The sequence below is a fragment of the Kineococcus endophyticus genome, from assembly GCF_040796495.1.
Taxonomy (GTDB): domain Bacteria; phylum Actinomycetota; class Actinomycetes; order Actinomycetales; family Kineococcaceae; genus Kineococcus; species Kineococcus endophyticus.
The window spans coordinates 111,111-134,776 of record NZ_JBFNQN010000005.1 but is presented as its reverse complement, the minus strand read 5'-3'; the positions used below and the strand labels follow the sequence as shown (position 1 = coordinate 134,776).

The window sequence follows — 23,666 nt, the reverse complement described above, 5'->3', positions numbered from 1 at the left end:
ACTACGGACTGCGACCAAGGATGCTAGGTTCACGCCGTGCAGACGCCTCGCCGCACCCGGTCGGAGGCTACCTACCTCCCGCGGCACTCCACGGGTGGGTTCCTCGGCAGCCGGCCCGCCCGGGTCGTCGCCGCCGGGCTGACGCTCTCCCTCGGCGTCATCGGCGGGGCCGTGCTCGTCGACCGGGCCGACGCCCCCGCGGGGCGACCCGTCGCCGAGGCCCCCGCGACCGCCGCCGTGTCCTCGCCGTCCTCGCCGTCCCTGGCGGTCCCGGCGACGCCGCGCACCCCGGTGGCGGCGCCGCTCGCGTCGTCGTCGTCGGCCGAGGCTGCTCCTGCGGCCTCCGCGCCGCCGGTCGCCGGGACCTCGCAGGACGGGAACGGGTCGGCCGGTGGGTCCACGGGGTCCACGCCGGCAGGGTCCGCGCCGGCAGGGTCCGCGTCTGAAGGGTCCACGGCGGCAGGGTCCACGGCGCGCGGGTCCGCGCCCGCCGCGTCGACCCCGGCCGCGCCGCCCGCCGATCCGGTGGCCCCGGCCCCCTCTGCCGCGCCGACCGCTGCCGCGCAGCCGGTCACGCCCGTCGATCCGGCCCCGGCCGCGCAGGGCACCCGGGAACTGCTGTCGGCATCGGTCGAGCTGCCGGTGGACCTCCCCTCGAACCTGCCCGGGTCGCTGCCCGGCCACCTCCCGCTCACGGGGTCGGTCTCGGTGCAGCTGCCGTTGCCCGACCCGGTCACCGTGACGGGCGAGGTGAGCGCACCGGCCCCGGGGGAGGTGCGGGTCGAGGTGCGGGTGGAGACGCCCGCCGCGCCCGCGTCCCAGGAGCAGTCCCTCGGCTCGGTCGTGGACCGGGCCGCGCGGCACCTCGCGGGTCCCTCCGGGTCCTGACACCCCGCCGCCGGGCCCGACCCGCGGGAGCGGTCAGCGCTTGCGGCGGCGCAGGTGCTGCACGAGGTCGTCCCACGACCCGTCGGAGTTCGCGTACGTCGCCACGTTGCGGGCGGTGTCGAACCACGCTCCCGTCGAGGGCCGCACCTCGCGCCACGCCGCGTGCAGGTCGTGGTCGGTGAGGGGACGGACGCGGCCGGTGCGCAGCGCGTCCCGCATCGCCAGTTCGGCCGCCGTCTCGACGATGTGCGCGAGGTCCGCGCCGGAGTAGTCCTCCGTGCGGGCGACGAGCGGTGCGAGGTCGAGCCGGTCGGTCGGTCGGTCGCCCAGGTGGTGCTCGAGCACGGCGCGGCGCGCGGGGGCGTCCGGCGGCAGCACGAGGACGGTCCGGTCCAGCCGGCCGGGACGGCGCAGCGCCGGGTCGACGTCCCAGGGCGCGTTCGTCGCGGCCAGCACGAACACCCCCTCGTTCCCGCCCGCGCCCCCCGTCGCCACGCCGTCGAGCTCGGCGAGCAGCTGCTGCACGGTCGTGCGCATCCCCGAGGACCGGGTCTGGCTGCGGGACATGCCCAGACCGTCCACCTCGTCGAAGAACAGCACGCACGGGGCGTTGCGCCGCGCCTGCTCGAAGAGGGCGTGCAGGTTCTTCTCGCTGCCCCCGATCCACATGTCCAGGACGTCGGCCAGACCGACGGAGAGGAACTGCGCACCCACCTCACCGGCGAGGGCGCGCGCGAGGAACGTCTTGCCGCAGCCGGGCGGGCCGTACAGCAGCAGCCCACCGCGCAGGCTCTTGCCGTACATCCGGCGCAGCTCGGGGTTGCGCAGCGGGCCGAGGAAGGCCAGGTCGAGGCGCTCCTTGACGTCGGTCATCCCGGCGACGTCGGCCAGCGTCGTGGCCGGGCGCGTCAGGTCGGCGGTCGTCGCGTCCGGCGGGCCGTCCTCGGCGTCGTGCGCCCCGAGCCGGCTCGTGTCGAGGGGACCGAGGTCGGCCTCGGCGCGGTCCCAGTCGAACGCGGGCGGTCCGCCCGGGCCCGGTGACGCGGGCGCACCCGGGTCCGCGGTGGGCGGAGCGGGGGCGAGCGCACGCTGCACGAGGTCGCGCGCCTGGTCCGAGGCCGGGTCCAGGGCCAGGACGTGCGCGGCGTGCGCGAGCGCCGCCTGCCCGTCGCCGGCCGCGAGCAGGAGCCCGGCCACGTGCAGCCGCAGCGGCACGTCGGCCGGGTTCGCGTCGAGGGCGGCCAGCAGGCTGCGCAGCAGCGGGTCCTGGGGACCGGACGAGCCCGGGGACGACGGCGACGCGCTCACGGCGCCAGCGTAGGCGGGTCGGCCGGCGCGGGGTCGGCCCGACGTCGCAGCGGGGCGGACGCGGCCGACGCCACGGCCCCCACCGCGGTCTCCAGCGGCCCGCGGCCGACGACGAGCCGCCAGAGCGTCGCGGCGACGAGCGCGACCACGACGTGCAGGCCGAGCAGACCCGTCGACTCCTCGTCCGTCCCGGCCAGGGCCAGCACGTGACCGGTGTAGACGGTCAGCGGCATGCTGCCCAGGGCCGCCACCGGCACGAGGAACCGCGTCACCGCGCCCGGCAGCAGGCAGGCGCCCCCGATGACGGCCAGCGCCGTCCCGGCGGTGTGCAGCAGGTCGAACGGCGTCCCGGAGTGCGCCGTCACGACGGCCAGGAACCAGGGCGAGTCGGTGGGCACCGTCCCGTAGAAGTCCACGCCGTCCAGCCCGGCGCCGCCGGTCAGCGGCCGCAGGGCCGCCAGGCCGCCGCCGGGTCCGAGCAGCAGACCGCTGGCCAGCCACGCGGCCGACGCCAGCACCGCCCCGGCCCCCAGCAGCCGCAGCGCGCCGGCGCTCGCCCGCAGGTCGACCCGCGACACGGCCAGGCCCAGCACGAGGTACCCCGCCCAGCCGACGACGGGGTAGTAGCCGGTGAGGGCCAGGGTCTGCAGCAGGTCCCCGGGCCGGGCCAGCCAGGCGAGCGTCGGCTCCTCGAACTGGGCGGGCAGCCCGGCCGCCCGCCGGACGGCGGAGGACAACACCGGCGCCAGCGCCAGCCAGGTCACCCCGAGCACCGCCAACCGGCGGGCGGGCCACCACAGGAACGGCAGCACGACGACGAAGGCGACGCCGTAGTAGGGAAGGATCACCGCGACCCGGCTGTCGACGTCGATGAGCAGCAGCCCGACGAGCGCCACGAGCAGTCCCCGGACCACGACGGAGGTGCGGGCCGCCGCGCGCTCCGCACCCCCGCGACGGGTCGCCAGGCCGAGCGAGACGCCGGCGAGCACGGCGAACAGGCCGGAGGCCCGGCCGTGCGCGACGGAGTACAGGACGCCTGCGGCCCCGCTCCCCGGCCCGTCCCCGGGCAGCACGTGGACGGCCATCATCCCCACGACGGCGACGGCGCGGGCCAGGTCGATCCCGACGAGGCGACCGCGGTCGGCGGCGGTGAGCAGCGGCACCTGCCCAGTCTGCCGGGCCGGTCCGGCGGGTCCGTCGGGCGCCCCGCGGCGTGTCGGCGACCCTCCCGCAGCCCCGCGGGAGACCCTGGGACCCGGCTGGGCGCTCGCCCGGTCGGAGCAGTCGTGCGCCGGTACCGTGATCACATGGCCACCCGGGGGACGACCCAGCGCACGACGGAGCGCAGCAGCAGGGGAGGGGCCTCGACAGTGGCGACCGGTTCGCGAGGTGGCACGAAGTCCGGGTCGGCCGGGGGCAGGACCCCCGCGCGGTCGTCCGGCACCCGGGGTGCCCGGCCCGCGGCCAACCGGTCCGTGTCCAGGGCCCCGGCCAAGACGTCCGGCAAGGCGCCCGTCAAGAAGGCTCCGGTCCGCACCGGACCGTCCTGGCCCGTGCGCGCCGTCACGGCCGTCTGGATGGGCGTCGCGCACCTCGTCGGGGGTGCCGCCCGCCGCGTCGGCACCGGGGCCCGCGACCTCGACCCCGAACTGCGCCGCGACGGCGCCGGTTTCGCGCTGCTCGCGCTGGCGATCGTCGTCGCCGCCCGCGAGTGGTGGGGGCTGCCGGGCCGCGCCGGGGCCGTCATCCACACGGTCGTCGCCGGCACCTTCGGCGAGGTCGGCCTCGCCCTGCCCGTCGTCATCGTGGGGTTGTCGGTGCACCTGCTGCGCCACCCCGACCACACCCAGACCACCACGCGCGCCGTCGTCGGCTCGATCGCGCTGACCCTGGCCACGGCCGGGCTCGTGCACCTGGCCACCGGTGCGCCCTCCCCGACGGGGCCCGAGGGCGCCGGGGTGGTGACGGACTCCGGCGGGATGCTCGGGTTCCTCGTCGCCGGACCGCTCACCACGGCGCTGACGGCGTGGGTCGTCGTCCCGATCCTCCTGCTGCTCGGGTTCTTCGGCGTCCTCGTGCTCACGGCCACCCCGGTGCACGCCATCCCGTCCCGCGTCCGGGAGGCCTACGAGCGCCTGACGCACCACCCCCACCGCCCCGCTCCGCAGGAGCGCTCCACCCGCGGGGACCTGCCGGCGAACGCGCTGGCGCGCCAGCGGGCGGCACGCGCGATCGAGGCCGGTCCCCTGGACGCCGACGAGGACGCCGCGCCGACCCGCCGCCGGGGTCGCAAGGCCGCCGCGGAGGCACGGGCGGAGGAGGCGGCCCGCGTCGGCGACGAGGCGTTCGAGCAGGCCGCCATCACCGACGCCGCCGTCGAGGAAGCGGCCCGGGACGCAGGGCGTCGCCCCCGTCCCGGCGAGAGGCGCGCGGTGCCCTCCGACGTCCCGTCGGTGCGCGAGGCGCTGGCCGCGGGCGACGTCCCGCCCGTCGTGGACGGGGCGTCCGTCCCGGCCAGCAAGCCCAAGGACCTCGCTCCGCCGGAGGCCACCCCGCTGCCGCCGCGGATCGAGCAGCTCACCCTCGCCCCCGACGTCACCTACACGCTGCCCGAGGCCGCCGCACTGACGCCCGGGACCCCGCCGAAGGAGCGCAGCGCCGCCAACGACCGCGTCGTGGAGGCGCTGTCGGGCGTGCTCGACCAGTTCGACATCGACGCCCGCGTCACCGGGTTCTCCCGCGGCCCGACGGTCACGCGGTACGAGGTGGAGCTCGGGCCGGGGACGAAGGTCGAGCGGGTCACGCAGCTGTCGAAGAACATCGCCTACGCCGTCGCCAGCGCCGACGTCCGCATCCTGTCGCCGATCCCCGGCAAGTCCGCGATCGGCATCGAGATCCCCAACAGCGACCGCGAGACGGTCTCCCTCGGGGACGTCCTGCGCTCGCACGCCGCGACCTCGACCGAGCACCCGATGGTCATGGGCGTCGGCAAGGACGTCGAGGGCGGGTTCGTCGTGGCGAACCTGGCGAAGATGCCGCACCTGCTCGTCGCCGGTGCCACCGGCGCCGGGAAGTCGAGCTTCGTGAACTCGATGATCACCTCGATCCTCATGCGGTCCACGCCGGACGAGGTGCGCATGGTGCTCGTCGACCCCAAGCGCGTCGAGCTGACGATCTACGAGGGCATCCCGCACCTCATCACCCCGATCATCACGAACCCCAAGAAGGCCGCCGAGGCCCTGGAGTGGGTCGTGCGCGAGATGGACGTCCGCTACGACGACCTCGCCGCGTTCGGGTTCAAGCACGTCGACGACTTCAACAAGGCCGTCAAGGCCGGCAAGGTCCAGGTGCCGGAGGGCTCGCAGCGGGTGCTGCACCCCTACCCGTACCTGCTGGTGATCGTCGACGAGCTGGCCGACCTCATGATGGTCGCGCCGCGCGACGTCGAGGCCTCGATCCAGCGCATCACCCAGCTCGCCCGCGCCGCCGGGATCCACCTCGTGCTGGCGACGCAGCGCCCCTCCGTCGACGTCGTCACCGGGATCATCAAGGCCAACGTGCCCTCGCGGCTGGCCTTCGCGACGAGTTCGCTCGCCGACTCCCGCGTCGTCCTCGACCAGCCCGGCGCCGAGAAGCTCGTCGGGCAGGGCGACGCGCTCTTCCTGCCCATGGGGGCCTCCAAGCCCATGCGCGTGCAGGGGGCCTGGGTCACCGAGAGCGAGGTCGAGGCCGTCGTCTCGCACGTCAAGGCGCAGCTGCGGCCCGTGTACCGCGACGACGTCGTGGTGACGACGCAGAAGAAGCAGGTCGACGAGGAGATCGGCGACGACCTCGACGTCCTGCTGCAGGCGACCGAGCTCGTCGTGACGACGCAGTTCGGGTCGACGTCGATGCTGCAGCGCAAGCTGCGCGTCGGGTTCGCCAAGGCCGGTCGCCTCATGGACCTCCTGGAGTCCCGCGGCGTCGTCGGCCCCAGCGAGGGGTCCAAGGCTCGCGACGTGCTGGTCCGCCCGGACGACCTGCCCGGCACCCTGGCGCTCATGCGCGGTGAGGAACCCCCGACGGCCATGGAACCCACCGGCGAGCCGGAGGTCATCGACCTCGACGGCAGCGACGGGTCCGAGGACGCCTGGGAACTGCTCGACCGTCGCTGAACCCCGCTCGCGCCCTCCGGGGGTGGGCTCGTCGACGCGTCGTGCTCACAGGGTGAGCCGGCTGCGTCGACGATCCCGCCCCCGGGGGCGGGACCGTCGGAGCGGAGGGCCGGTAGGTTCGGCCCTCCGCTCCGACGATCCGAACCCGCGCGCACGACACGTCACGGAGAGCGAGCAATGCATCGCCGAACGGTGACTCTCCGTGTAACTTTGAGCCATGGACGCGCCCCGACCCCCCGAGCCCGTCCGGCAGTCCGCCGACCGGCCCGGCGACCGGAGTGAACGCCGCGACACCGAGCGCCGCGACCTCGACCTCCTGGTCTGGGACGCACCGAACATCGACATGACGCTGTCCTCGATCCTGGGGTCGCGACCGGCGTCCTCGGACCGCCCGCGGTTCGACGCGATCGCCCGGTGGTTCCTCGCAGAGGCCGCCGACCACGAGGTCGAGGGGTGCGTGTTCACCAACGTCCACCCGACGAGCGCGGTCTCGTTGCGGGGTTGGATCGAGGCGTTGCGCAACTTCGGGTACGCCGTGTTCGCGCGGCCGAAGGTCCACCCCGAGGACGACGTCGACGACGCGATGCTGCAGCACATCGCCTCCCGCCAGGCCAGCCACCGGTTGCGCCGCGTCGTCGTCGCCAGCGGGGACGGCCGGAACTTCCTCGCGCCCCTGGAGGAACTGCACCGCGCCGGGGTCCGGGTCGTCGTCCTGTCCTTCGCCGAGGTCGCGGGGTACGCGCAGGAGTCCCCGCTCATCGAGTTCGTCGACCTCGAGGACGTGCCGGGCGCGTTCCAGGTCTCCCTCGGCCGCACCCGGCTCACGGCCCTGCCGCCGGACGGCGGGTGGTTCCGCCCCACGCGGCCCATGCGCGCCCTCCTCGACGAGGGTGCCCCGCTGGACCACCCGCACCAGCACGCCCCCGCCGCGCCGCGGGAGGTGGACCCGTTGCACGGCAGTGCTCCCGCGGCCGCGCCGCACACCGAGGACGCGCCCGCCCCGGCCGCCCCGGACGTCGGCGAGGTCGGTCGCGTCCCCGCCCCCCAGACCCCGCGCGCCCGCACGGCCTGACCCTCCCCGTCTCCCGCTCCCCGATCCTGCGGGGCTCGGCGACGACCGGACGGGGTCCTCGGGCCACGTACCCTGGAACCGTGCCCGCCACCACTCGTTCCGTCGCCCTCGTGACCCTCGGCTGCGCCCGCAACGACGTCGACTCCGAGGAGCTCGCCGGCCGTCTGGCCGACGCCGGCTGGACGCTGGTCGACGACGCGGACGGCGCCGACGTGGCGGTCGTCAACACCTGCGGGTTCGTGGAGCAGGCCAAGAAGGACTCCATCGACACGGTCCTGGCCGCCGCCGACCTCAAGGAGGCGGGGCGGACCAAGGCGGTCGTCGCGGTCGGCTGCATGGCCGAGCGCTACGGCAAGGACCTCGCCGAGTCGCTGCCCGAGGCCGACGCCGTGCTCGGGTTCGACTCCTACGGGGACCTTTCCAGCCACCTCGAGGCGATCCTGCACGGGGAGAAGCGGGAGTCCCACGTCCCGCGGGACCGCCGGACGCTGCTGCCGCTGGCTCCGGCCGACCGCCAGGCCCAGCGCCAGGCGGCTCGCGCCGTCACCCTCGCCGAACCCGACCTGCCGGAGGGCCTCGCCCCCGCGAGCGGCCCCCGGGTCGTGCGCCGCCGCCTGGGCTCCGGGCCGTGGGCTCCGGTGAAGATCGCAGCCGGCTGCGACCGCCGCTGCTCGTTCTGCGCCATCCCCGCCTTCCGCGGGTCCTTCGTCTCCCGGCCCGCCGACGAGGTCCTCGCCGAGACGCGGTGGCTGGCCGAGCAGGGCGTCAAGGAGGTGTTCCTCGTCAGCGAGAACACCACCTCCTACGGCAAGGACCTCGGGGACCTGCGGGCCCTGGAGGCGCTGCTGCCGCAGGTCGCCGCCGTCGAGGGCATCGAGCGCGTCCGCGTCTCGTACCTGCAGCCGGCCGAGGTCCGTCCCGGCCTGCTGGACGCCCTCACCTCCACGCCCGGTGTCGTGCCCTACTTCGACCTGTCGTTCCAGCACTCCGCGCCCAACGTGCTGCGCCGCATGCGCCGCTTCGGCAGCACCGACGCCTTCCTCGCCCTGCTGGACCAGGTGCGCGAACGGTTCCCGACCGCCGGCGTCCGCTCCAACGTCATCGTCGGGTTCCCCGGGGAGACCGAGGCCGACGTGGACGAGCTGTGCTCCTTCCTCGAGCGCGCCCGGCTCGACGTCGTCGGGATCTTCGGCTACTCCGACGAGGACGGCACCGAGGCCGCGACCCTGGACGGCAAGCTGCCCGAGGACGTCGTCGCCGCCCGGGCCGACCGCGTCAGCCGGCTGGTGGAGGAGCTCGTCGCCCAGCGCGCCGAGGAACGTCTCGGTGAGGTGGTGGAGGTCCTCGTCGAGTCCGTCGTCGACGAGGACGGCGACCCGCACGTCGTCGGCCGCGCCGCGCACCAGGGCCCCGACGTCGACGGCGAGACCGAGCTCGACCTGCCCCCGGGCGTGACCGTCGCGGTGGGTGACCTCGTCCGCGCCCGCGTCACGGGGGTGGCCGGTGCCGACCTGCTCGCGGAACCGCTGGTGGGGACTACGGTCGAGGCATGAGCACCAAGGCGGGTCTGCACTGGAACACGCACCGGGTGCACCTGCCGAACGCGCTGACGGTGCTGCGCATCGTCTTCGTCCCGCTGTTCGTCTGGTTCCTCGCCGCCGACGGCGGGACGAACTGGAGGTGGCGGCTCGCCGCGGCGGTCGTCTTCATCGCGGCCAGCATCACCGACCGCTACGACGGCCACCTCGCCCGCCGCTGGGAGGTCGTCTCCGACTTCGGCAAGATCGCCGACCCCATCGCCGACAAGGCGCTCATCGGCGCCGGTCTCGTCGTCCTGTCCCTGCAGGGCCGCGTGTGGTGGTGGATGACCGTCGTCATCCTCGCGCGCGAGCTGCTCGTCACCCTGCTGCGCTTCATCGTCATCCGTCGCGGTGTCATCCCCGCGGCCAAGGGCGGCAAGATCAAGACGGTCGTCCAGACCGTCGCCGTCGGGCTGTTCGTCCTGCCGCTGCCCGTCGTGCTGGACCCGCTGTGCCTGGCGGTGATGGCGGTCGCGGTCGTCCTGACGATCTGGAGCGCGTGGGCGTACTTCGTCGCCGGGGCGAAGCTCCTGCGCCCGTGAGCGACCCGGGGGCCCTCGACGCGCGTCCCGTCGTCGCCGCCCTGGTGGCGGCCGGCCTGACCGTCGCCACCGCGGAGTCGCTGACCGGCGGACTCCTGTGCGCGACCCTCGTCGACGTCCCGGGCGCCTCGGCCGTTGTGCGCGGCGGAGTCGTCGCGTACGCCACCGAGCTCAAGGCCGACGTCCTCGGGGTGGACGCCGACGCCCTCGCCCGCACCGGACCCGTCGACGGGGCGGTGGCCGAGCAGATGGCCCGGGGAGCCCGCCGGGTCCTGGGCGCCGACGTGGGTCTGGCCACCACCGGCGTCGCCGGTCCCGGTCCCGCGGACGGCTTCCCCGCGGGGACCGTCTTCATCGGGATCGCGGCCGACGTGCTGCCCGGGGGTGCCCGGCACGTGCGGCTCGACGTGCCGGGGGACCGGCCCGAGGTCCGGCGCGCGACGGTCCAGGCGGCCCTCACCCACCTCGCGGCACTGCTGGAGGCGCAGGGGGAGGACCGCGACGGGGCCGCGGAACAGGATGCCGTTGCGGGGAGTTGAGCCAGACGTGCGCAACTCTGCTCCCACCGCTACCTCCGCGCCCCGTCCGGGGTACGGTGGTGGTTCCACTACAGGCAGCCACCGAGCAGGTCCGGACGGACGACCGGCGTTGCGCGGACTGCCACCTCGACTCCCTGAGGGAGGCCGCCGCATGGTCGTGCTCCGCCGGACGATCGGTGACGTGCTGCGCGATGAACGGCGCGGACAGCAGCGGACGTTGCGCGAGGTCTCCTCGACGGCCCGTGTGTCCCTCGGGTACCTCAGCGAGGTCGAACGCGGGCAGAAGGAGGCGTCCAGCGAACTGCTGGCCTCCATCTGCACCGCCCTCGACGTCCCGCTCTCGGAGGTCCTCGGCGAGGTGACCCGCCGCATCGCCGACGAGGAGGGTGTCGGGACCCGTCGCCGCTACGCCGCCGAGGGCATCGTCCCCGCGCCGGCGCCCCGGCCCGCCGCCCCCGAGGTCGTCGACCCCGCCGAGGCGGTGGGGGACCTGCCCGAGGACCTGGACACCGACCTCGACGCCATCGTCGAGCAGGCCGTGGACTCGGTCGTCGACCACGCCATCGGCTCCGCCCTCGGCGAGGTGCCGAGCCGCGAGTTCTCCGTCGAGCTCGAGGGCCTCCCGGCCGAGCTCGAGCTCATCGTGCGCCGCCGTCTGATCCCGGCGGCCTGACGGACCCCCCCGATCACTTCCGCGTGCGGTAGGTGCGCGCGGTCTGCGGCCGGCCGGAGCTGCCCAAGGGGCGCTGCGGCCGGCCGTCGTCCGTCGGGGCCGGTCCGCGCTGGCAACCGGGGCAGTAGAACGCCGTGCGTTCCTGGGGCGGCCGGCCGATCATCGCCACGCGGACGGTCCCTCCGCAGCGCAGGCAGGGGAGCCCCGACCGGGCGTGCGCGTAGTTCTGCCGTCCCCGGCGCAGGTCGCCGGTGGTCACCTGGTCGGCGCGTTCCTTGTTGACGTCCAGCAGCCGGTGCACGAGCGCCACGAAGGCCGTCACGTCCTGCACGTCCCGCACGGGTGACCAGGGCGTGAGCCGGGCCAGGAAGCACGCCTCGGCCATGTAGAACGTGCCGACGCCGGCCAAGACGCGCTGGTCGAGCAGGGCGGAGCCCAGCTCGCGGTCCGGGTCCTCCACGAGCCGCCGTCCGGCCTCGGCCGGGTCCCACCCGGGCCCCAGCAGGTCCGGCCCGAGGTGGCCCACGAGCTCGGACTCGCGGTCGGTGGTGACGAGGTCGAGCATCCCCAGCTTGTGACCGACGGCCGTCCACTCCCGCGTGCCGAGCACCGCCCGGACACCCGAGGCCGACCGCCGGCCGCGGGGGTCGCCGGTGTGCTCGACGTACCAGGACCCCTCCATCCGCAGGTGGCTGTGCAGCGTGACGGCCGGCTCCGGCGTCCCGTCGACCGCCGGGCCGGCCGCGATGCGCGTCAGGACGTGCTTGCCCGCGCTGACGACCCCGACGACCTCCCGACCGGTGAGGTCCACCGTGGCCAGGCTGGGCCACCGCAGGTCGCTCTCGGTCAGCTCACGACCGGCCAGCGCCCGGTCCAGGCGCCGCGCGGTGCGCCAGACGACGTCTCCTTCGGGCACGCCTCAGCTCCGGATCCGCAGCCCACGCGGGGTCGCGTGGAAGCCGGCCCCCTCCAGAGCCCGGCCCAGCGGCGAGTCCGCGGCCAGCACCCCGCTGCCGTCGGCCTTCTCGACCGTCAGCTTCCCCAGGACCCCCTCGCGCACGGACAGGGCCAGGGCGTCGGCCGCGGGCTGCAGGACGTCGTCCTCGGCGGTCCAGGACAGGACGGACCGGCCCCCGCGTTCGACGTACAGCGCGAGCTCGCCGTCGACGAGCACGACGAGAGCACCGGCCTTGCGCCCCGGCCGGTGTCCCGTCGCCCCGGCGCTGACCTCGGACCGCTCGGGCCACGGGAGCGCGGCACCGTAGGGGTTGGCCGGGTCGGTGGCCGCCAGCACGAGCGCGCCCGGCCCGGCGTCCTTGGCGCCGCGCCGCTGCGACGGGCTCGCCCCGCCCACCGGCTTCGCCGTGTCGCGCAGCCGGTCCACCGCCCCCGTGGTGGCGAACTGGGACGCGCCCAGCCCCTCGACGAAGTACCCGCGCCGGGCGCGGCCCGCGTCCTCGAACGCCGAGAGCACCTTGTAGACCGCGGCGAACCCGCCCGGCACCCGTTCGCTGCCGACGGCACCGCGGGTCAGCACCCCGTGCCGGTCGAGCAGCACCTCCGCGCTGGCGTGGGCGCGCACCGTGGCGTCCGTCTCGACCTCCGGCAGCAGCGACCACCGGCCCGCAGCCGACGGCGGACCGCCCCGCGAGGGCAGTTCCAGGCGGCGGGTCCCCCGCGGCGCCCGGCCCGGGCGGGCGTACCGCGTCCTCGGGGCGGCGGCGCGAGGCTTGTGCGCCCCGCGACCCCCGAGGCGGTTCCGCAGCGGCGCGAGGGTGTCGTTGGTCAGCCGCCCCGCCCACACCAGGTCCCACAGGACGGTGGTCAGCCCCGGGTCGTCGGTGGACCCCACGGCGTCGGACAGCGCGCGGAAGAAGTAGGCGCCGCCGCCGCCGAGTGCGTCGAGGACGGCCCGGTGCAGCTCGGTGTCCACCTCGACGTCCGCCTCCGCCGGGTCCGGCAGGGTCAGCGGGGCCAGGTCGGCCGGGTGCAGCGAGACCCAGCCGTCGTCACCGGGCAGGCTGCCGTGGCCGGACCACACGACCTCCCCGGCCGCGGTGAGCTCGTCGAGCATCGACGGCACGTACCCCTCCACCCGCGAGGCCAGCACGAGCGGTTCCAAGGCGCTGGCCGGGACGACCGCGCCCGCGAGCTGCTCGACGACCCGCAGCACCCCGTCCACCCCGCGCATGCGCTGCCGCAGACCGGTGCTCACGCCCTGCCACGCCGGCAGGAACCGGGCCAGGTCGCGCGGCGGCACGGGTTCGACGTCCGCGCGCAGCGCCGCGAGCGACCGCCGGCGCAGGATGCGCAGGACGTCGGCGTCGCAGAACTCCAGCCCCGTCCCGCCCGGGCGCAGCTCGCCCTCCACGAGCCGGCCGGAGGCCTGCAACCTGCGCAGGGCGTCGTGCGCCACCGCCCGGCCCACGCCGAAGCGGGCCGCCGCGTCGGTCACCGTGAACGGCCCGTGGGTGCGGGCGTACCGGCCGAACAGTTCCGCCAGCGGGTCCGCCACGGGTTCGGTGAACGCCTCCGGGATGCCGACGGGCAACGGGGTCCCGAGCCCGTCGCGCAACCGCCCGGCGTCCTCGATGACCGCCCAGTGCTCCTCGCCCGCGATGCGCACCCGGATGAGCCGGCGCGCCTCCTCCAAGCCCACCAGCCAGCGCGCCGCGTCGCCCTCGCTGCGGGCGGCGACCTCGGCCGTCGTCAGCGGGCCGAGCACGCGCAGCAGGTCCGCCACGTCCTCGGCGTCGGTGGACTTGCGCTCCGGCACCAGCCGCTGCAGCTCGTCCTCGGTGCGCTGCACCGCCTCCGGGTCCAGCAGGTCCCGCAGCGCCGCCCCCTCGCCCCGACCGAGGAGCTCGGCCAGCAGGCTCGGGTCCAGGGCGAGCGCGGCGGCCCGCCGCTCGGCCAGCGGGGAGTCGCCCTCGTACAGGAACTGCGCGACGTAGCCGAACATCAGGCCGCGGGCGAAGGGGGACGGCTGGGGCGACTCGACCTCGACGATGCGGACCTTGCGCGCGGCCAGGTCGCCCATGAGCTGTTCCAGACCGGTCACGTCGAAGACGTCGGACAGGCACTCGCGCACCGTCTCCAGGACGATCGGGAAGCTCGCGAACCGGCTCGCGACCTTCAGCAGCGACGCCGCGCGCTGGCGCTGCTGCCACAGCGGCTGCCGGCGCCCCGGCTGGCGGCGGGGGAGCAGCAGGGCGCGGGCCGCGCACTCCCGGAAGCGCGACGCGAACAGCGCGGACCCGCCGATCTCGGCGGTGACGAGTTCGGCCACCTCGTTCGCCTCCAGCGCGACGAGGTCGGCGACGTCGGGGGCCTGCCCCTCCGGCAGGTCGAGGTCGGGCAGCCGCAGGACGATCCCGTCGTCGGCGGGCATGGCCTGCACGTCGACGCCGAACCGCTCCCGCATGCGGGCCCCGAGAGCCAGTGCCCACGGCGAGTGCACCTGGCCGCCGAAGGGGGAGTGGATGCAGATGCGCCAGTCCCCGAGCTCGTCGCGGAAGCGCTCCACGACGATCGTGCGGTCGTCCGGGACGTGCCGCGTGGCCTCCTGCTGCTCGCCCAGGTAGGTGAGCAGGTTCCCCGTCGCCCAGTCGTCGAGCCCGGCCGCGAGCACGCGCTCGCGCGCGGGAACCCCGCCGAAACCCCCGTCCAGCGAGCCGAGTTCCCGCACGAACTCCCCGAGGGCGCGGCCGAGTTCGGCGGGCCGGCCCAGCGCTTCCCCGTGCCAGAACGGCAACCGCCCCGGCTGACCCGGGGCGGGCGTCACGAGCACCCGGTCGTGGGTGATGTCCTCCACACGCCACGCCGAGGACCCCAGGGTGATGACGTCGCCGACGCGGGACTCGTAGACCATCTCCTCGTCGAGCTCCCCGACGCGCCGGCCCGGCCCCTCGCCGGAGGCGAGGAAGACGCCGAACAACCCGCGGTCGGGGATCGTCCCGCCGCTGGTCACCGCGAGCCGTTGCGCGCCGGGGCGTCCGGTGAGGGTGTCGGTGACCCGGTCCCACACGAGCCGGGGACGCAGCTCGGCGAACTCGTCGCTGGGGTAGCGGCCCGAGAGCATGTCGAGGACCGCGTCGAGCACTGCCCGGGACAGCGTCGCGAACGGTGCGGCGCGCTTGGCCAGCGCCAGCAGGTCCGGCACCGTCCACTCGTCCATCGCGACCATCGCGACGATCTGCTGGGCCAGGACGTCGAGGGGGTTCGCCGGGACCCTCAGCTCCTCGATCCGCCCGTCGCGCATGCGCTCGACGACCACGGCGGTCTGCAACAGGTCACCGCGGAACTTGGGGAACAGCACCCCGCGTGAGACCGCGCCCACCTGGTGGCCCGCGCGACCGACGCGCTGCAGCCCGCTGGCCACGCTGGGCGGGGACTCGACCTGGACGACGAGGTCGACCGCACCCATGTCGATGCCGAGTTCCAGGCTCGAGGTCGCGACCACGGCGGGCAGCCGGCCGGCCTTGAGGTCCTCCTCGATGAGGGAGCGCTGCTCCTTCGACACCGACCCGTGGTGGGCTCGGGCCAGGACCGGCGGCCGATTCTGGGCGTGCCCCGCGGCGCCCATGACCTCCGCGGGCGGCGCTGCGGGAGTCTCGCCGTCCTCCTCCTCGTCCGGGTTCAGCCGCTCGTCCCAGATCTCGTTGAGGCGGGCCGTGAGGCGTTCGGACAACCGGCGGGAGTTCGAGAACACCAGGGTCGAGCGGTGGTCGGCCACGAGGTCGACGATGCGTTCCTCCACGTGCGGCCAGATGCTCGCCCGGCGCGGGTTCCCCGCCGCCTGGCCCGTGAGGTCGTCCGGGTCCTCCGCGCCGCGGCCGGAGGCGTCGAGCTGGCTCATGTCCTCCACGGGCACGACGACCTTCAGGTCGAACTCCTTGGTGGACGGCGGTTGGACGACCGTGACCGGCCGGCCGCCGGAGACCCACTCCGCGACCGTCTGCACCGGCCGGACCGTCGCCGACAACCCGACCCGCTGGGTCGGCTCACCGCCCGCCGCGGCGACCAGGGCGTCCAGACGCTCCAGGGAGACGGCGAGGTGGGCGCCGCGCTTGGACCCCGCCATCGCGTGCACCTCGTCGAGCACGACCGTCCGCACGCCCCGCAACTGCTCGCGCGCCTTCGACGTCAGGAGCAGGAACAGGGACTCCGGCGTCGTGATGAGCACGTCCGGCGGGGTGCGGGTGAAACCGCGCCGTTCCTCGGCCGGGGTGTCGCCCGACCGCACGCCCACCCGCACGTCCGGGACCGGCAGGCCGAGGCGCTGGGCCGCCTGCCGGATGCCGGTCAGCGGGGAGCGCAGGTTGCGCTCGACGTCCACGGCGAGCGCCTTGAGCGGGGAGACGTACAGGACGCGGCAGCGGTGGTCCTTGTCCTCCGGGACCGGCTCGGCCGCCAGACCGTCGAGCGCCCAGAGGAACGCCGACAAGGTCTTGCCCGACCCCGTGGGGGCGACGACGAGGGCGTGCTGACCGCGGCTCACGGCGTCCCACGCACCGAGCTGGGCCGGCGTCGGGGCCGCGAACGCCCCGGTGAACCAGGCGCGCGTGGCCTCGGAGAACCGCCCGAGGACGTCCTCGGCCGCCGGGGCGGGGGGACGCTCGTCGGCGCTGCGCGTGCTCATCCCGTCATGAGACCACCCGCCTCCGACACGTGCGCCTCGTGACGCCGGTGCGTTGGCCCCGTGGCACCCTGGCGCCCATGCGCGTCAGCGAGTTCTGGACCCTGGTCACCGACGAGTTCGGGGACGCCTACGGGCGCTCGCTGGCGGCCGACCAGCACCTGCTGGCCCTCGACGACCGGACGGCGCGCGAGGCGCTCGACGCCGGCGTGGACCCGAAGGCGATCTGGCTGGCGCTGTGCGACGCCATGGACGTGCCCGAGGGACGGCGCCTGGGCAAGGACCCCCGGCCGCGGCGCCGCTGACGCGCGCAGCTCACTCGCCGGTCGCGCCGTCGATCCGCTCGCGCAGCAGGTCGGCGTGCCCGTTGTGGCGGGCGTACTCCTCCACGAGGTGCACCAGCACCCAGCGCACGCTCGTGGTGCCTTGACGCGGGTGCTCGAAGACCTCGTCGAGGTCGTGCGCGGCCAGCACCCGGCGCGCCTCGTCCTGCTCCCGGGCCAGCCAGGCCAGCGCTTCCTCGGGGTCGGCGTCGTCGACGTCGTCGAAGTCGCCGTCGGGGTTGTCGGAGGAGTACGTGACCGGCGGGGCGTCCTGGCCGTCGACGCGGACCCGCCACCAGCTGCGTTCGACGTCGGCGAGGTGCCGCACGAGGCCGAGCAGCGTCATCGACGAGGGCTCGGCGGACCGCACGCGCAGCTGGTCGGCGCTCAGCCCGGCCACCTTCCACGCGAAGGTCGCACGGTGGAAGTCGAGGAACCCCGCGAGGGTCTCGCGTTCGCCGGCCCGCTGCGGCGGATCGGGTCGCTCCGGTCCGGTGGTCACAGCCACGTCAGGTCCGCGCCCACGGCCGTCGTCCGCAGCCGGTACAGGCTCGTCGAGGCGGCCACGAACAGGTCGGCGCCGTCCGCGCCGCCGAAGCAGACGTTGGCGACGACCTCCCCGACGACGACCTCGAGCAGCCGGGTGCCGTCCGGGGCGAACACCGTGACGGCGTCGCCGTTGCTCGTCCAGACGTTGCCCGCGGTGTCGACGCGGAACCCGTCGGCGAGGCCGCGGTCGACCTCGACGAAGACCCGCCCGTTCTTCACGACCGGCCCCGACGGGACGGCGTCGGCGCCGCGTCCCCCGCGCACTCCGGTGAGGACGTCGTAGACGCGGATGAGGCGGTGGGAGCCGTTGCCGGGGGTGGGGGCGGCCGAGGTGTCGGCGACGTAGAGCAGGGACTCGTCGGGGGAGAAGGCGAGACCGTTGGGTTCCTCGACGTCGGTGACCACGACGCGCAGCGCACCGGTCGACGGGTCCAGGCGGAAGACGAAGTTGTCCCCGTACTCGCGGAACCCCTCGTGCCCCTCCACCTCCACCGTGATGCCGTACGGCGGGTCGGTGAACCAGATCGCCCCGTCGCGGGCGACCACGACGTCGTTGGGGGAGTTGAACCGCGCCTCGCCGAAGCGGTCGACGAGGACGTGCGTCGTGCCGTCGGCCTCCGTCCGCTCGACCGCGCGGCGCCCGTGCGAGCAGGCCACGACGCGGCCCTCGCCGTCGAGCGTGCGCCCGTTGGTGAACTCGACCCCGTCGGCGTGCACCGTCAGGCCCTGCGTGCCCTCGTCCCAGCGCAGGATCCGGTTCCCCGGGATGTCGCTGAAGATGCAGGCGCGCTCCGCCGGCAGCCAGACGGGGCCCTCGGCCCACGTGCTGCCGGTGCCGAGGCGTTCGAGGACGGCGCCGTCGGGGACGAGGGCGGCGCCGCGCGGGTCGAGGACCTGGGGCTGGGAGGTGGGCCGGTCGTTCGGGGAGGACTCCTGTGTCACGGGCGTGAGCCTAGTCACGGGCCGACACGCCGGGCCGCAGTGGCTTGGGCTCGAACACGTGTACGGATAGCATCGCGGTGTCCACAGGGGGCTCGCCGGGCCGTTCGTCCACAGCTCCCCGCTCGCGCGGGGGTCGTGTCGGAGGTCCGTCCTAGCGTGACCCGCATCAGTTGGAACCACGACCAGAGGTGAGGACATGCCCGCTCCTGCGGACCGCGAGAAGGCCCTCGACGCCGCGCTCGCCGCGATCGACAAGAACTTCGGCAAGGGCTCGGTCATGCGGCTGGGCGACGACGTCCGCCCCCCGATCGAGGTCATCCCCACCGGCGCGATCGCGCTCGACGTGGCGCTCGGCATCGGCGGTCTCCCGCGCGGTCGCGTGGTCGAGGTCTACGGCCCGGAGTCCTCCGGGAAGACGACGGTCGCCCTGCACGCGGTGGCCAACGCCCAGCGCAAGGGCGGCATCGCGGCCTTCATCGACGCCGAGCACGCGCTCGACCCGGACTACGCCGCCAAGCTCGGCGTCGACACCGACGCCCTCCTGGTCTCCCAGCCGGACACGGGGGAGCAGGCGCTGGAGATCGCGGACATGCTGATCCGCTCCGGCGCCCTCGACATCATCGTCATCGACTCCGTCGCGGCCCTCGTGCCGAAGGCCGAGATCGAGGGCGAGATGGGCGACAGCCACGTCGGTCTGCAGGCGCGGCTCATGTCGCAGGCCCTGCGCAAGATCACGGGTGCGCTGAACCACTCCGGCACGACGGCCATCTTCATCAACCAGCTGCGCGAGAAGATCGGCGTCATGTTCGGCTCGCCCGAGACGACGACGGGCGGCAAGGCGCTGAAGTTCTACGCCTCCGTGCGCCTGGACGTCCGCCGGATCGAGACGCTGAAGGACGGGACGAACCCCGTCGGCAACCGCACCCGCGTCAAGGTCGTCAAGAACAAGGTCTCCCCGCCGTTCAAGCAGGCGGAGTTCGACATCATCTACGGCCAGGGGATCTCCCGAGAGGGCGGTCTCATCGACCTCGGCGTCGAGCACGGCTTCGTCCGCAAGTCGGGCGCCTGGTACACGTACGAGGGCGACCAGCTCGGCCAGGGCAAGGAGAACGCCCGCGCCTTCCTGCGCGACAACCCCGACCTCGGCGACGAGATCGAGAAGCGCATCAAGGAGAAGCTCGGCATCGGCCCGCGCATGGACGCTCCCGCGGACGCCGAGACGAAGGTCGAGTTCTGAGTCGTCGCGACCAGACGCCCCCCGGTCCGGAGGAGAACCCGGACCGGGAGGCCGACCCGCGGGAGGTCGCGCGGGCGATCGCGCTGCGCCAGTTGACGATGGCGCCGCGCACGCGGGCGCAACTGGCCGAGAAGATGGCGGCCAAGGACGTGCCGGCCGACGTCGCGGTCGAGGTGCTCGACCGGTTCGAGGAGGTCGGTCTCGTCGACGACCGCGCCTTCGCCGACGGCTGGGTGCGCTCGCGCAGCACCGGTCGCGGTCGGCGCGCCCTGGCGCAGGAACTGCGCCGCAAGGGAGTCGACGACGAGACCGCCGCCGAGGCGCTCGAGGTCGTCGACCAGGACACCCAGTTCGAGGCGGCCCGGCAGCTCGTCGACCGCAAGCTCCGTTCCGTGCGGGGGCTGGAACGGGCGGTCGCCGAACGACGCCTCTTCGGCATGCTGGCGCGGCGGGGGTTCCCCACCGACGTCGTGGTGCGGGTCGTGCGCGAGGCGCTCCAGGCGCAGGCGTAACGTCCGGTCGGTGACCGTCATCGCCATCCTGGAACTGACCCTCAAGCCCGAGAGCGTCGCCGACGCCCCGGCCATCATCACCGAGACGCTGCAGGCCACCCGCGGGTTCGCCGGGTGCCTGGGCTGCGAGGTGACCGTCGACGTGACCGACGAGACCCACGTGGCCATCGTCGAGCGCTGGACCTCGGTCGAGGCCGACGACGCCTACCGCGCCTTCCGCGCCACCCCGGAGGGAGCGAACCGCCTCGGTTCGATCACCGCGGACCGCAAGCTCACGCGCTACACGGTCCGCGACGACCTCTGAGCCCGGCAGGGCCGGCGGTCAGACGTTCTGACCGCCGGTCACCTGCATCCCCTTGTCGACCGGCACGGTGGCCGACGTGCGGCGGCCGACCGACAGCCTGCGCTGGACCCAGCGGGCCAGCAGTTCGAGCAGCAGGTTGATGACGACGAAGACCAGACCGACCACGAAGTACATCTGCAGCGAGTTGTCGAGCAGGTTGCGGACGCGGTTCGTGATCTCGACGACGTCGCCGAGGGACACGAGGACCACGCTGCCGAGGGCGGTGTCCTTCAGGACGACGATGAGCTGGCTGATGAGCGCCGGCAGCATGGCGCGCACGGCCTGCGGCAACTGGATCTGGCTCATGACCTGCCCGGGCCGCAGGCCGATCGCCAACCCCGCCTCGACCTGCCCCTTCGGCAGCGACTGGACGCCGGCCCGGACGATCTCGGAGATGATCACGCAGTTGTAGAGCGTGAGGCCGACGACGAGCACCCACAGTGACCCGGGGTGGGCACCCACGGTGCGCAGCACGACGTCGACGAACAGGATCGTGACGACGACGGGCAGACCGCGCAGCAGTTCGACCAGCGCGACGAGCGGCACCCGGGCGGGGCCGGGGAGCAGGATGCGGAGGGCTCCGATGAGGAGCCCGAGCACGATCGACGCGATGATGGCGAAGAACGCCGCGCGCAGGGTGACCGACAGACCCCGCCCCAGCAGGGTCCACAGCGGCGAGAAGTCGGAGTTCGACGGGTCGACCAGCGGGCCCCACTTCTGCGCGCTCAGCTGACCCTGCTGGCCGAGGCGGGCCAGGACGAGGGCCACCACCCCGACGAGCAGGACCGCGGCGACGATGCTGCCGATGCGGGTCCGCCGGCGGGCGACGGGGCCGGGGGCGTCGAAGAGGACCGCCGTGGGAGCGCTCACCGGGCCACCGCCAACTTCCGCTCGGTCAGGTGCAGGGCCAGGGCCGCCGTCAGGGTGATGACGAGGTAGCCGACCGCCATGCCGGTGATGATGGGCAACCGCGGCAGCCCCTGGGCGCTCACCAGTCGCTGGTAGACCGCGAAGAGGTCGCCGCCGACGCCCACGGCGCCGGCCACGGCCGAGTTCTTGATCATCGCGATGAGGACGTTCCCCACGGGCGGGACGACCGCCCGCAGCGCCTGCGGCAGGACCACCTCGGTGAGCGTGAGGCGGAAGGGGAGGCCGATCGCACGGGCGGCCTCGGCCTGGCCCGAGGGCACGGTGGCGATGCCGGACCGCACGGCCTCGCAGACGAAGGCCGCCGTGTACACGATGAGCCCGCAGACCGCGAGGGTGTAGTTCGACGCCTTGACCGCGAACGCGGCCGGAACCGCGAACACGAAGAAGAACAGCACGATGACCAGCGGGGTGTTGCGCACGAGCGTCACGTAGACGGCGCCGACGCCACGCAGCACGGGGACGGGGCTGACGCGGAAGACCGCGAGCACCGTGCCCAGGACCAGGCAGCCGACGGCGGCCCACGCCGCCAGACCCAGCGACCGCAGGAACCCGGCGGCGAACAGGTCGAGGTTGTCGATCACGGGATCCAGGGGGATCGCCTCCAGGAGTGCGTGCGGAGGGGTGGGCGGTCACCGCGGCGACCGCCCACCCCTGTCAACGGGTCAGGCGCAGGCGTCGGCCGTCGGCAGCGTGGGCAGTTCGGTGCCCTCGTAATTGCCGGCCGTCGCCTCCCACGCCTCCTTGTACGAGCCGTCGTCCGACATCTCCTTCAGGGTGGAGTTGATGAACTCGCAGAACGCGGTGTCGCCCTTGGCGATGCCGATGCCGTAGGGCTCCTCGGTGAACTGTTCGCCGACGAGCTTGAACGCGTCGTTCGACTTGGCCACGAGGCCGGTGAGGATGACGTTGTCCGTCGTCACCGCGGCGACCTGGCCGCTCTGCAGCTGCGCCGCGCAGTCGCTGTACCCGGCGAACTCCACGAGCTGACCCGGGTCGGCCAGGTACTGGCGGATGTTCTCCGCGGGCGTGGAGCCGGTGACCGAGCAGATCTTCTGGTCCGGGTTCGTCTTCAGGCTGTCCGGGCCGGTGATCGTCGTGTTGTCCTTGGCGACCATGATCTGCTGACCCGCGACGTAGTAGGGACCCGCGAAGGTGATCCGTTCCTTGCGCTTGTCGTTGATCGTGTAGGTCGCCACGACGAGGTCGACGTCCCCGTTGGCGATGAGGTCCTCGCGCTGGGCGCTGGGTGCGGGGACCCAGGAGATGGCGTCCGGGCCGACGCCGAGCTTGGCGGCGATGTACTCGGCGACGTCGACGTCGAAGCCCTCGGGCTTGTTCTCGAGGTTCGCCTCGCCGAACCCGGGCTGGTCGAACTTCGTGCCGATGGTGATCTTCTTCGCCGACGAGATGTCGGCCATCTTCGTGCCCGCCTCGAACGAGGCGCTCGCCTCCGCGGTGGGCTGGTCGGCGGCGTCCTCACCGGACAGCTGCCCGCCGCCGCCACCGCACGCGGTGAGGGCGAGCAGGGCGGCGGCCGTGCCGGCCAGGGTCAGCGATCGCAGGGTCCTCATGGGGTGGGTTCCTCCGGGGTGTGGTGCGGTCGTGCTCGGTGGGTGGTCCGCTGGGCGGGTCAGTGCGTGAGGATCTTCGAGAGGAAGTCCTTGGCCCGGTCGTGCCGCGGCGCGGTGAAGAACGTCTCGGGGTCGGTGTCCTCGAGGATCCGGCCGTCGGCCATGAACACCACGCGGTCGGCGGCGCGGCGGGCGAACCCCATCTCGTGGGTGACGACGACCATCGTCATGCCCTCCTTCGCGAGGGAGGTCATGACGTCGAGGACCTCGTTGATCATCTCCGGGTCCAGGGCCGAGGTCGGCTCGTCGAAGAGCATCACCTTGGGGTCCATGGCCAGCGCCCGGGCGATGGCGACGCGCTGCTGCTGACCGCCGGAGAGCTGCGCCGGGTACTTCGCGCCCTGGTCGGCCAGGCCGACCCGGGCGAGCAGCTCGTCGGCGCGTCGGCCGGCGTCGGCGGCGGAGACGCCGCGGACCTTCGTCGGCCCGAGGGTCACGTTCTCCTTCACCGTCTTGTGCGCGAAGAGGTTGAACGACTGGAAGACCATGCCGACGTCGGCGCGCAGCCTGGCCAGCGCCTTGCCCTCGGCGGGCAGGTCCTGGCCCTCGATCGTGATGCGCCCGGCGTCGATCGTCTCCAGGCGGTTCACCGTGCGGCACAGGGTCGACTTGCCCGACCCCGACGGCCCGATGACCACGACGACCTCGCCCTCGGCGATCGTCAGGTCGATGTCGCGCAGCACGTGCAGGGCGCCGAAGTGCTTCTGCACGCCCTCCAGGCGCACGAGGGGGCGGCGGTCGGGTCGCGGGGACCCCGGGGCGGGTGACGGCTGAGGGGCCCGTGCCTGGTCACTCATGCGGCTGG

At 74.3% G+C, this 23,666-nt stretch carries 21 protein-coding genes and 1 pseudogene; 11 read left to right on the top strand and 11 right to left on the bottom strand.

Annotated elements, in window-relative coordinates; genetic code table 11:
• Nucleotides 1-36: 36 nt before the first annotated feature.
• The gene (locus AB1207_RS08440; RefSeq protein WP_367637582.1) at nt 37-888 is read left to right on the top strand and encodes a hypothetical protein; all 852 of its coding nucleotides are present in this window, start codon (nt 37-39) and stop codon (nt 886-888) included.
• Between the two features lie 33 nt (nt 889-921).
• On the opposite strand, the gene AB1207_RS08435 is transcribed toward AB1207_RS08440, so the two are convergent.
• The 3 genes from AB1207_RS08435 to AB1207_RS08425 all read right to left on the bottom strand — a co-directional run bounded on the left by AB1207_RS08435 (nt 922) and on the right by AB1207_RS08425 (nt 3,733).
• Nucleotides 922-2,196 (bottom strand): ATP-binding protein, encoded by a 1,275-nt coding sequence (locus AB1207_RS08435; RefSeq protein WP_367637581.1) that lies wholly within the window; start codon nt 2,194-2,196, stop codon nt 922-924.
• Entirely contained in the window at nt 2,193-3,359 is a 1,167-nt protein-coding gene (locus tag AB1207_RS08430) for a heparan-alpha-glucosaminide N-acetyltransferase domain-containing protein (RefSeq protein WP_367637580.1), read from the bottom strand. The genes AB1207_RS08435 and AB1207_RS08430 overlap by 4 nt, the downstream gene beginning before the upstream one ends.
• A 140-nt stretch (nt 3,360-3,499) precedes the next feature.
• A complete protein-coding gene (locus tag AB1207_RS08425; RefSeq protein ID WP_367637579.1) occupies nt 3,500-3,733 on the bottom strand; it encodes a hypothetical protein in 234 nt (77 codons plus the stop codon).
• Nucleotides 3,734-3,773: 40 nt separating this feature from the next.
• Between AB1207_RS08425 and AB1207_RS08420 the strand changes: the two genes are divergently transcribed.
• From AB1207_RS08420 to AB1207_RS08395, 6 genes and pseudogenes are all read left to right on the top strand, one after another.
• On the top strand, nt 3,774-6,350 hold the full coding sequence (locus AB1207_RS08420) for an FtsK/SpoIIIE family DNA translocase (RefSeq protein ID WP_367637841.1): 2,577 nt from the start codon (nt 3,774-3,776) through the stop codon (nt 6,348-6,350).
• 217 nt (nt 6,351-6,567) lie between these two features.
• Nucleotides 6,568-7,422 carry an NYN domain-containing protein gene (locus tag AB1207_RS08415; protein ID WP_367637578.1) on the top strand — a complete coding sequence of 285 codons (855 nt, stop codon included), beginning with the start codon at nt 6,568-6,570 and terminating at the stop codon, nt 7,420-7,422.
• An 80-nt stretch (nt 7,423-7,502) separates the two neighbouring features.
• Entirely contained in the window at nt 7,503-8,975 is a 1,473-nt protein-coding gene (gene rimO / locus AB1207_RS08410) for a 30S ribosomal protein S12 methylthiotransferase RimO (RefSeq protein ID WP_367637577.1), read from the top strand.
• The gene (pgsA, locus tag AB1207_RS08405; RefSeq protein ID WP_367637575.1) at nt 8,972-9,544 is read left to right on the top strand and encodes a CDP-diacylglycerol--glycerol-3-phosphate 3-phosphatidyltransferase; all 573 of its coding nucleotides are present in this window, start codon (nt 8,972-8,974) and stop codon (nt 9,542-9,544) included. The genes rimO and pgsA overlap by 4 nt, the downstream gene beginning before the upstream one ends.
• Nucleotides 9,541-10,083 (top strand): CinA family protein, encoded by a 543-nt coding sequence (locus tag AB1207_RS08400; RefSeq protein ID WP_367637573.1) that lies wholly within the window; start codon nt 9,541-9,543, stop codon nt 10,081-10,083. Before pgsA ends, AB1207_RS08400 begins: the two co-directional genes overlap by 4 nt.
• 151 nt (nt 10,084-10,234) lie before the next feature.
• Nucleotides 10,235-10,474: pseudogene (locus AB1207_RS08395) on the top strand (helix-turn-helix domain-containing protein); the annotation flags it as partial.
• A 295-nt stretch (nt 10,475-10,769) separates the two neighbouring features.
• Here AB1207_RS08395 and AB1207_RS08390 read toward each other — a convergent pair.
• Both AB1207_RS08390 and AB1207_RS08385 read right to left on the bottom strand, forming a co-directional pair.
• The gene (locus tag AB1207_RS08390; protein WP_367637571.1) at nt 10,770-11,672 is read right to left on the bottom strand and encodes a DNA-formamidopyrimidine glycosylase family protein; all 903 of its coding nucleotides are present in this window, start codon (nt 11,670-11,672) and stop codon (nt 10,770-10,772) included.
• A gap of 3 nt (nt 11,673-11,675) precedes the next feature.
• Nucleotides 11,676-16,397: an ATP-dependent helicase gene (locus AB1207_RS08385; protein ID WP_367637569.1), complete on the bottom strand. Its 4,722-nt coding sequence runs from the start codon at nt 16,395-16,397 to the stop codon at nt 11,676-11,678.
• A gap of 77 nt (nt 16,398-16,474) precedes the next feature.
• Between AB1207_RS08385 and AB1207_RS08380 the strand changes: the two genes are divergently transcribed.
• Nucleotides 16,475-16,699 carry a DUF3046 domain-containing protein gene (locus tag AB1207_RS08380; protein WP_367637567.1) on the top strand — a complete coding sequence of 75 codons (225 nt, stop codon included), beginning with the start codon at nt 16,475-16,477 and terminating at the stop codon, nt 16,697-16,699.
• A gap of 10 nt (nt 16,700-16,709) precedes the next feature.
• Here AB1207_RS08380 and AB1207_RS08375 read toward each other — a convergent pair whose 3' ends face one another.
• Both AB1207_RS08375 and AB1207_RS08370 read right to left on the bottom strand, forming a co-directional pair.
• Complete coding sequence (locus tag AB1207_RS08375; RefSeq protein ID WP_367637565.1) at nt 16,710-17,225, bottom strand: DinB family protein; 516 nt, start codon at nt 17,223-17,225, stop codon at nt 16,710-16,712.
• The gene (locus AB1207_RS08370; RefSeq protein WP_367637564.1) at nt 17,216-18,208 is read right to left on the bottom strand and encodes an SMP-30/gluconolactonase/LRE family protein; all 993 of its coding nucleotides are present in this window, start codon (nt 18,206-18,208) and stop codon (nt 17,216-17,218) included. The genes AB1207_RS08375 and AB1207_RS08370 overlap by 10 nt, the downstream gene beginning before the upstream one ends.
• Nucleotides 18,209-18,404: 196 nt before the next feature.
• Between AB1207_RS08370 and recA the strand changes: the two genes are divergently transcribed.
• The 3 genes from recA (at nt 18,405) to AB1207_RS08355 (ending at nt 20,261) form a co-directional block, all read left to right on the top strand.
• A complete protein-coding gene (recA, locus tag AB1207_RS08365) occupies nt 18,405-19,445 on the top strand; it encodes a recombinase RecA (protein ID WP_367637563.1) in 1,041 nt (346 codons plus the stop codon).
• A 98-nt stretch (nt 19,446-19,543) separates the two neighbouring features.
• Nucleotides 19,544-19,957, top strand: a complete 414-nt coding sequence (locus tag AB1207_RS08360; RefSeq protein ID WP_367637561.1) for a regulatory protein RecX — start codon at nt 19,544-19,546, stop codon at nt 19,955-19,957.
• 10 nt (nt 19,958-19,967) lie between these two features.
• On the top strand, nt 19,968-20,261 hold the full coding sequence (locus AB1207_RS08355) for a putative quinol monooxygenase (RefSeq protein WP_367637559.1): 294 nt from the start codon (nt 19,968-19,970) through the stop codon (nt 20,259-20,261).
• 18 nt (nt 20,262-20,279) lie between these two features.
• Here the strand turns inward: AB1207_RS08355 and AB1207_RS08350 are convergent, their stop codons facing one another.
• From AB1207_RS08350 to AB1207_RS08335, 4 genes are all read right to left on the bottom strand, one after another.
• Complete coding sequence (locus AB1207_RS08350; RefSeq protein WP_367637557.1) at nt 20,280-21,170, bottom strand: amino acid ABC transporter permease; 891 nt, start codon at nt 21,168-21,170, stop codon at nt 20,280-20,282.
• Nucleotides 21,167-21,811: an amino acid ABC transporter permease gene (locus AB1207_RS08345; protein ID WP_367637555.1), complete on the bottom strand. Its 645-nt coding sequence runs from the start codon at nt 21,809-21,811 to the stop codon at nt 21,167-21,169. The genes AB1207_RS08350 and AB1207_RS08345 overlap by 4 nt, the downstream gene beginning before the upstream one ends.
• Nucleotides 21,812-21,892: 81 nt before the next feature.
• On the bottom strand, nt 21,893-22,801 hold the full coding sequence (locus AB1207_RS08340) for a glutamate ABC transporter substrate-binding protein (RefSeq protein ID WP_367637553.1): 909 nt from the start codon (nt 22,799-22,801) through the stop codon (nt 21,893-21,895).
• 59 nt (nt 22,802-22,860) lie between these two features.
• A complete protein-coding gene (locus AB1207_RS08335; protein WP_367637552.1) occupies nt 22,861-23,658 on the bottom strand; it encodes an amino acid ABC transporter ATP-binding protein in 798 nt (265 codons plus the stop codon).
• Nucleotides 23,659-23,666: the final 8 nt, after the last annotated feature.

Excerpts from the sequence above, each read along its gene's own strand:
- AB1207_RS08335 (WP_367637552.1), bottom strand. The coding sequence starts at position 23,658 with ATGAGTGACCAGGCACGGGCCCCTCAGCCGTCACCCGCCCCGGGGTCC.
- AB1207_RS08380 (WP_367637567.1), top strand. The coding sequence starts at position 16,475 with ATGCGCGTCAGCGAGTTCTGGACCCTGGTCACCGACGAGTTCGGGGAC.
- recA (WP_367637563.1), top strand. The coding sequence starts at position 18,405 with ATGCCCGCTCCTGCGGACCGCGAGAAGGCCCTCGACGCCGCGCTCGCC.
- AB1207_RS08360 (WP_367637561.1), top strand. The coding sequence starts at position 19,544 with ATGGCGCCGCGCACGCGGGCGCAACTGGCCGAGAAGATGGCGGCCAAG.
- AB1207_RS08385 (WP_367637569.1), bottom strand. The coding sequence starts at position 16,397 with ATGAGCACGCGCAGCGCCGACGAGCGTCCCCCCGCCCCGGCGGCCGAG.
- AB1207_RS08420 (WP_367637841.1), top strand. The coding sequence starts at position 3,774 with ATGGGCGTCGCGCACCTCGTCGGGGGTGCCGCCCGCCGCGTCGGCACC.
- AB1207_RS08415 (WP_367637578.1), top strand. The coding sequence starts at position 6,568 with ATGGACGCGCCCCGACCCCCCGAGCCCGTCCGGCAGTCCGCCGACCGG.
- AB1207_RS08340 (WP_367637553.1), bottom strand. The coding sequence starts at position 22,801 with ATGAGGACCCTGCGATCGCTGACCCTGGCCGGCACGGCCGCCGCCCTG.
- pgsA (WP_367637575.1), top strand. The coding sequence starts at position 8,972 with ATGAGCACCAAGGCGGGTCTGCACTGGAACACGCACCGGGTGCACCTG.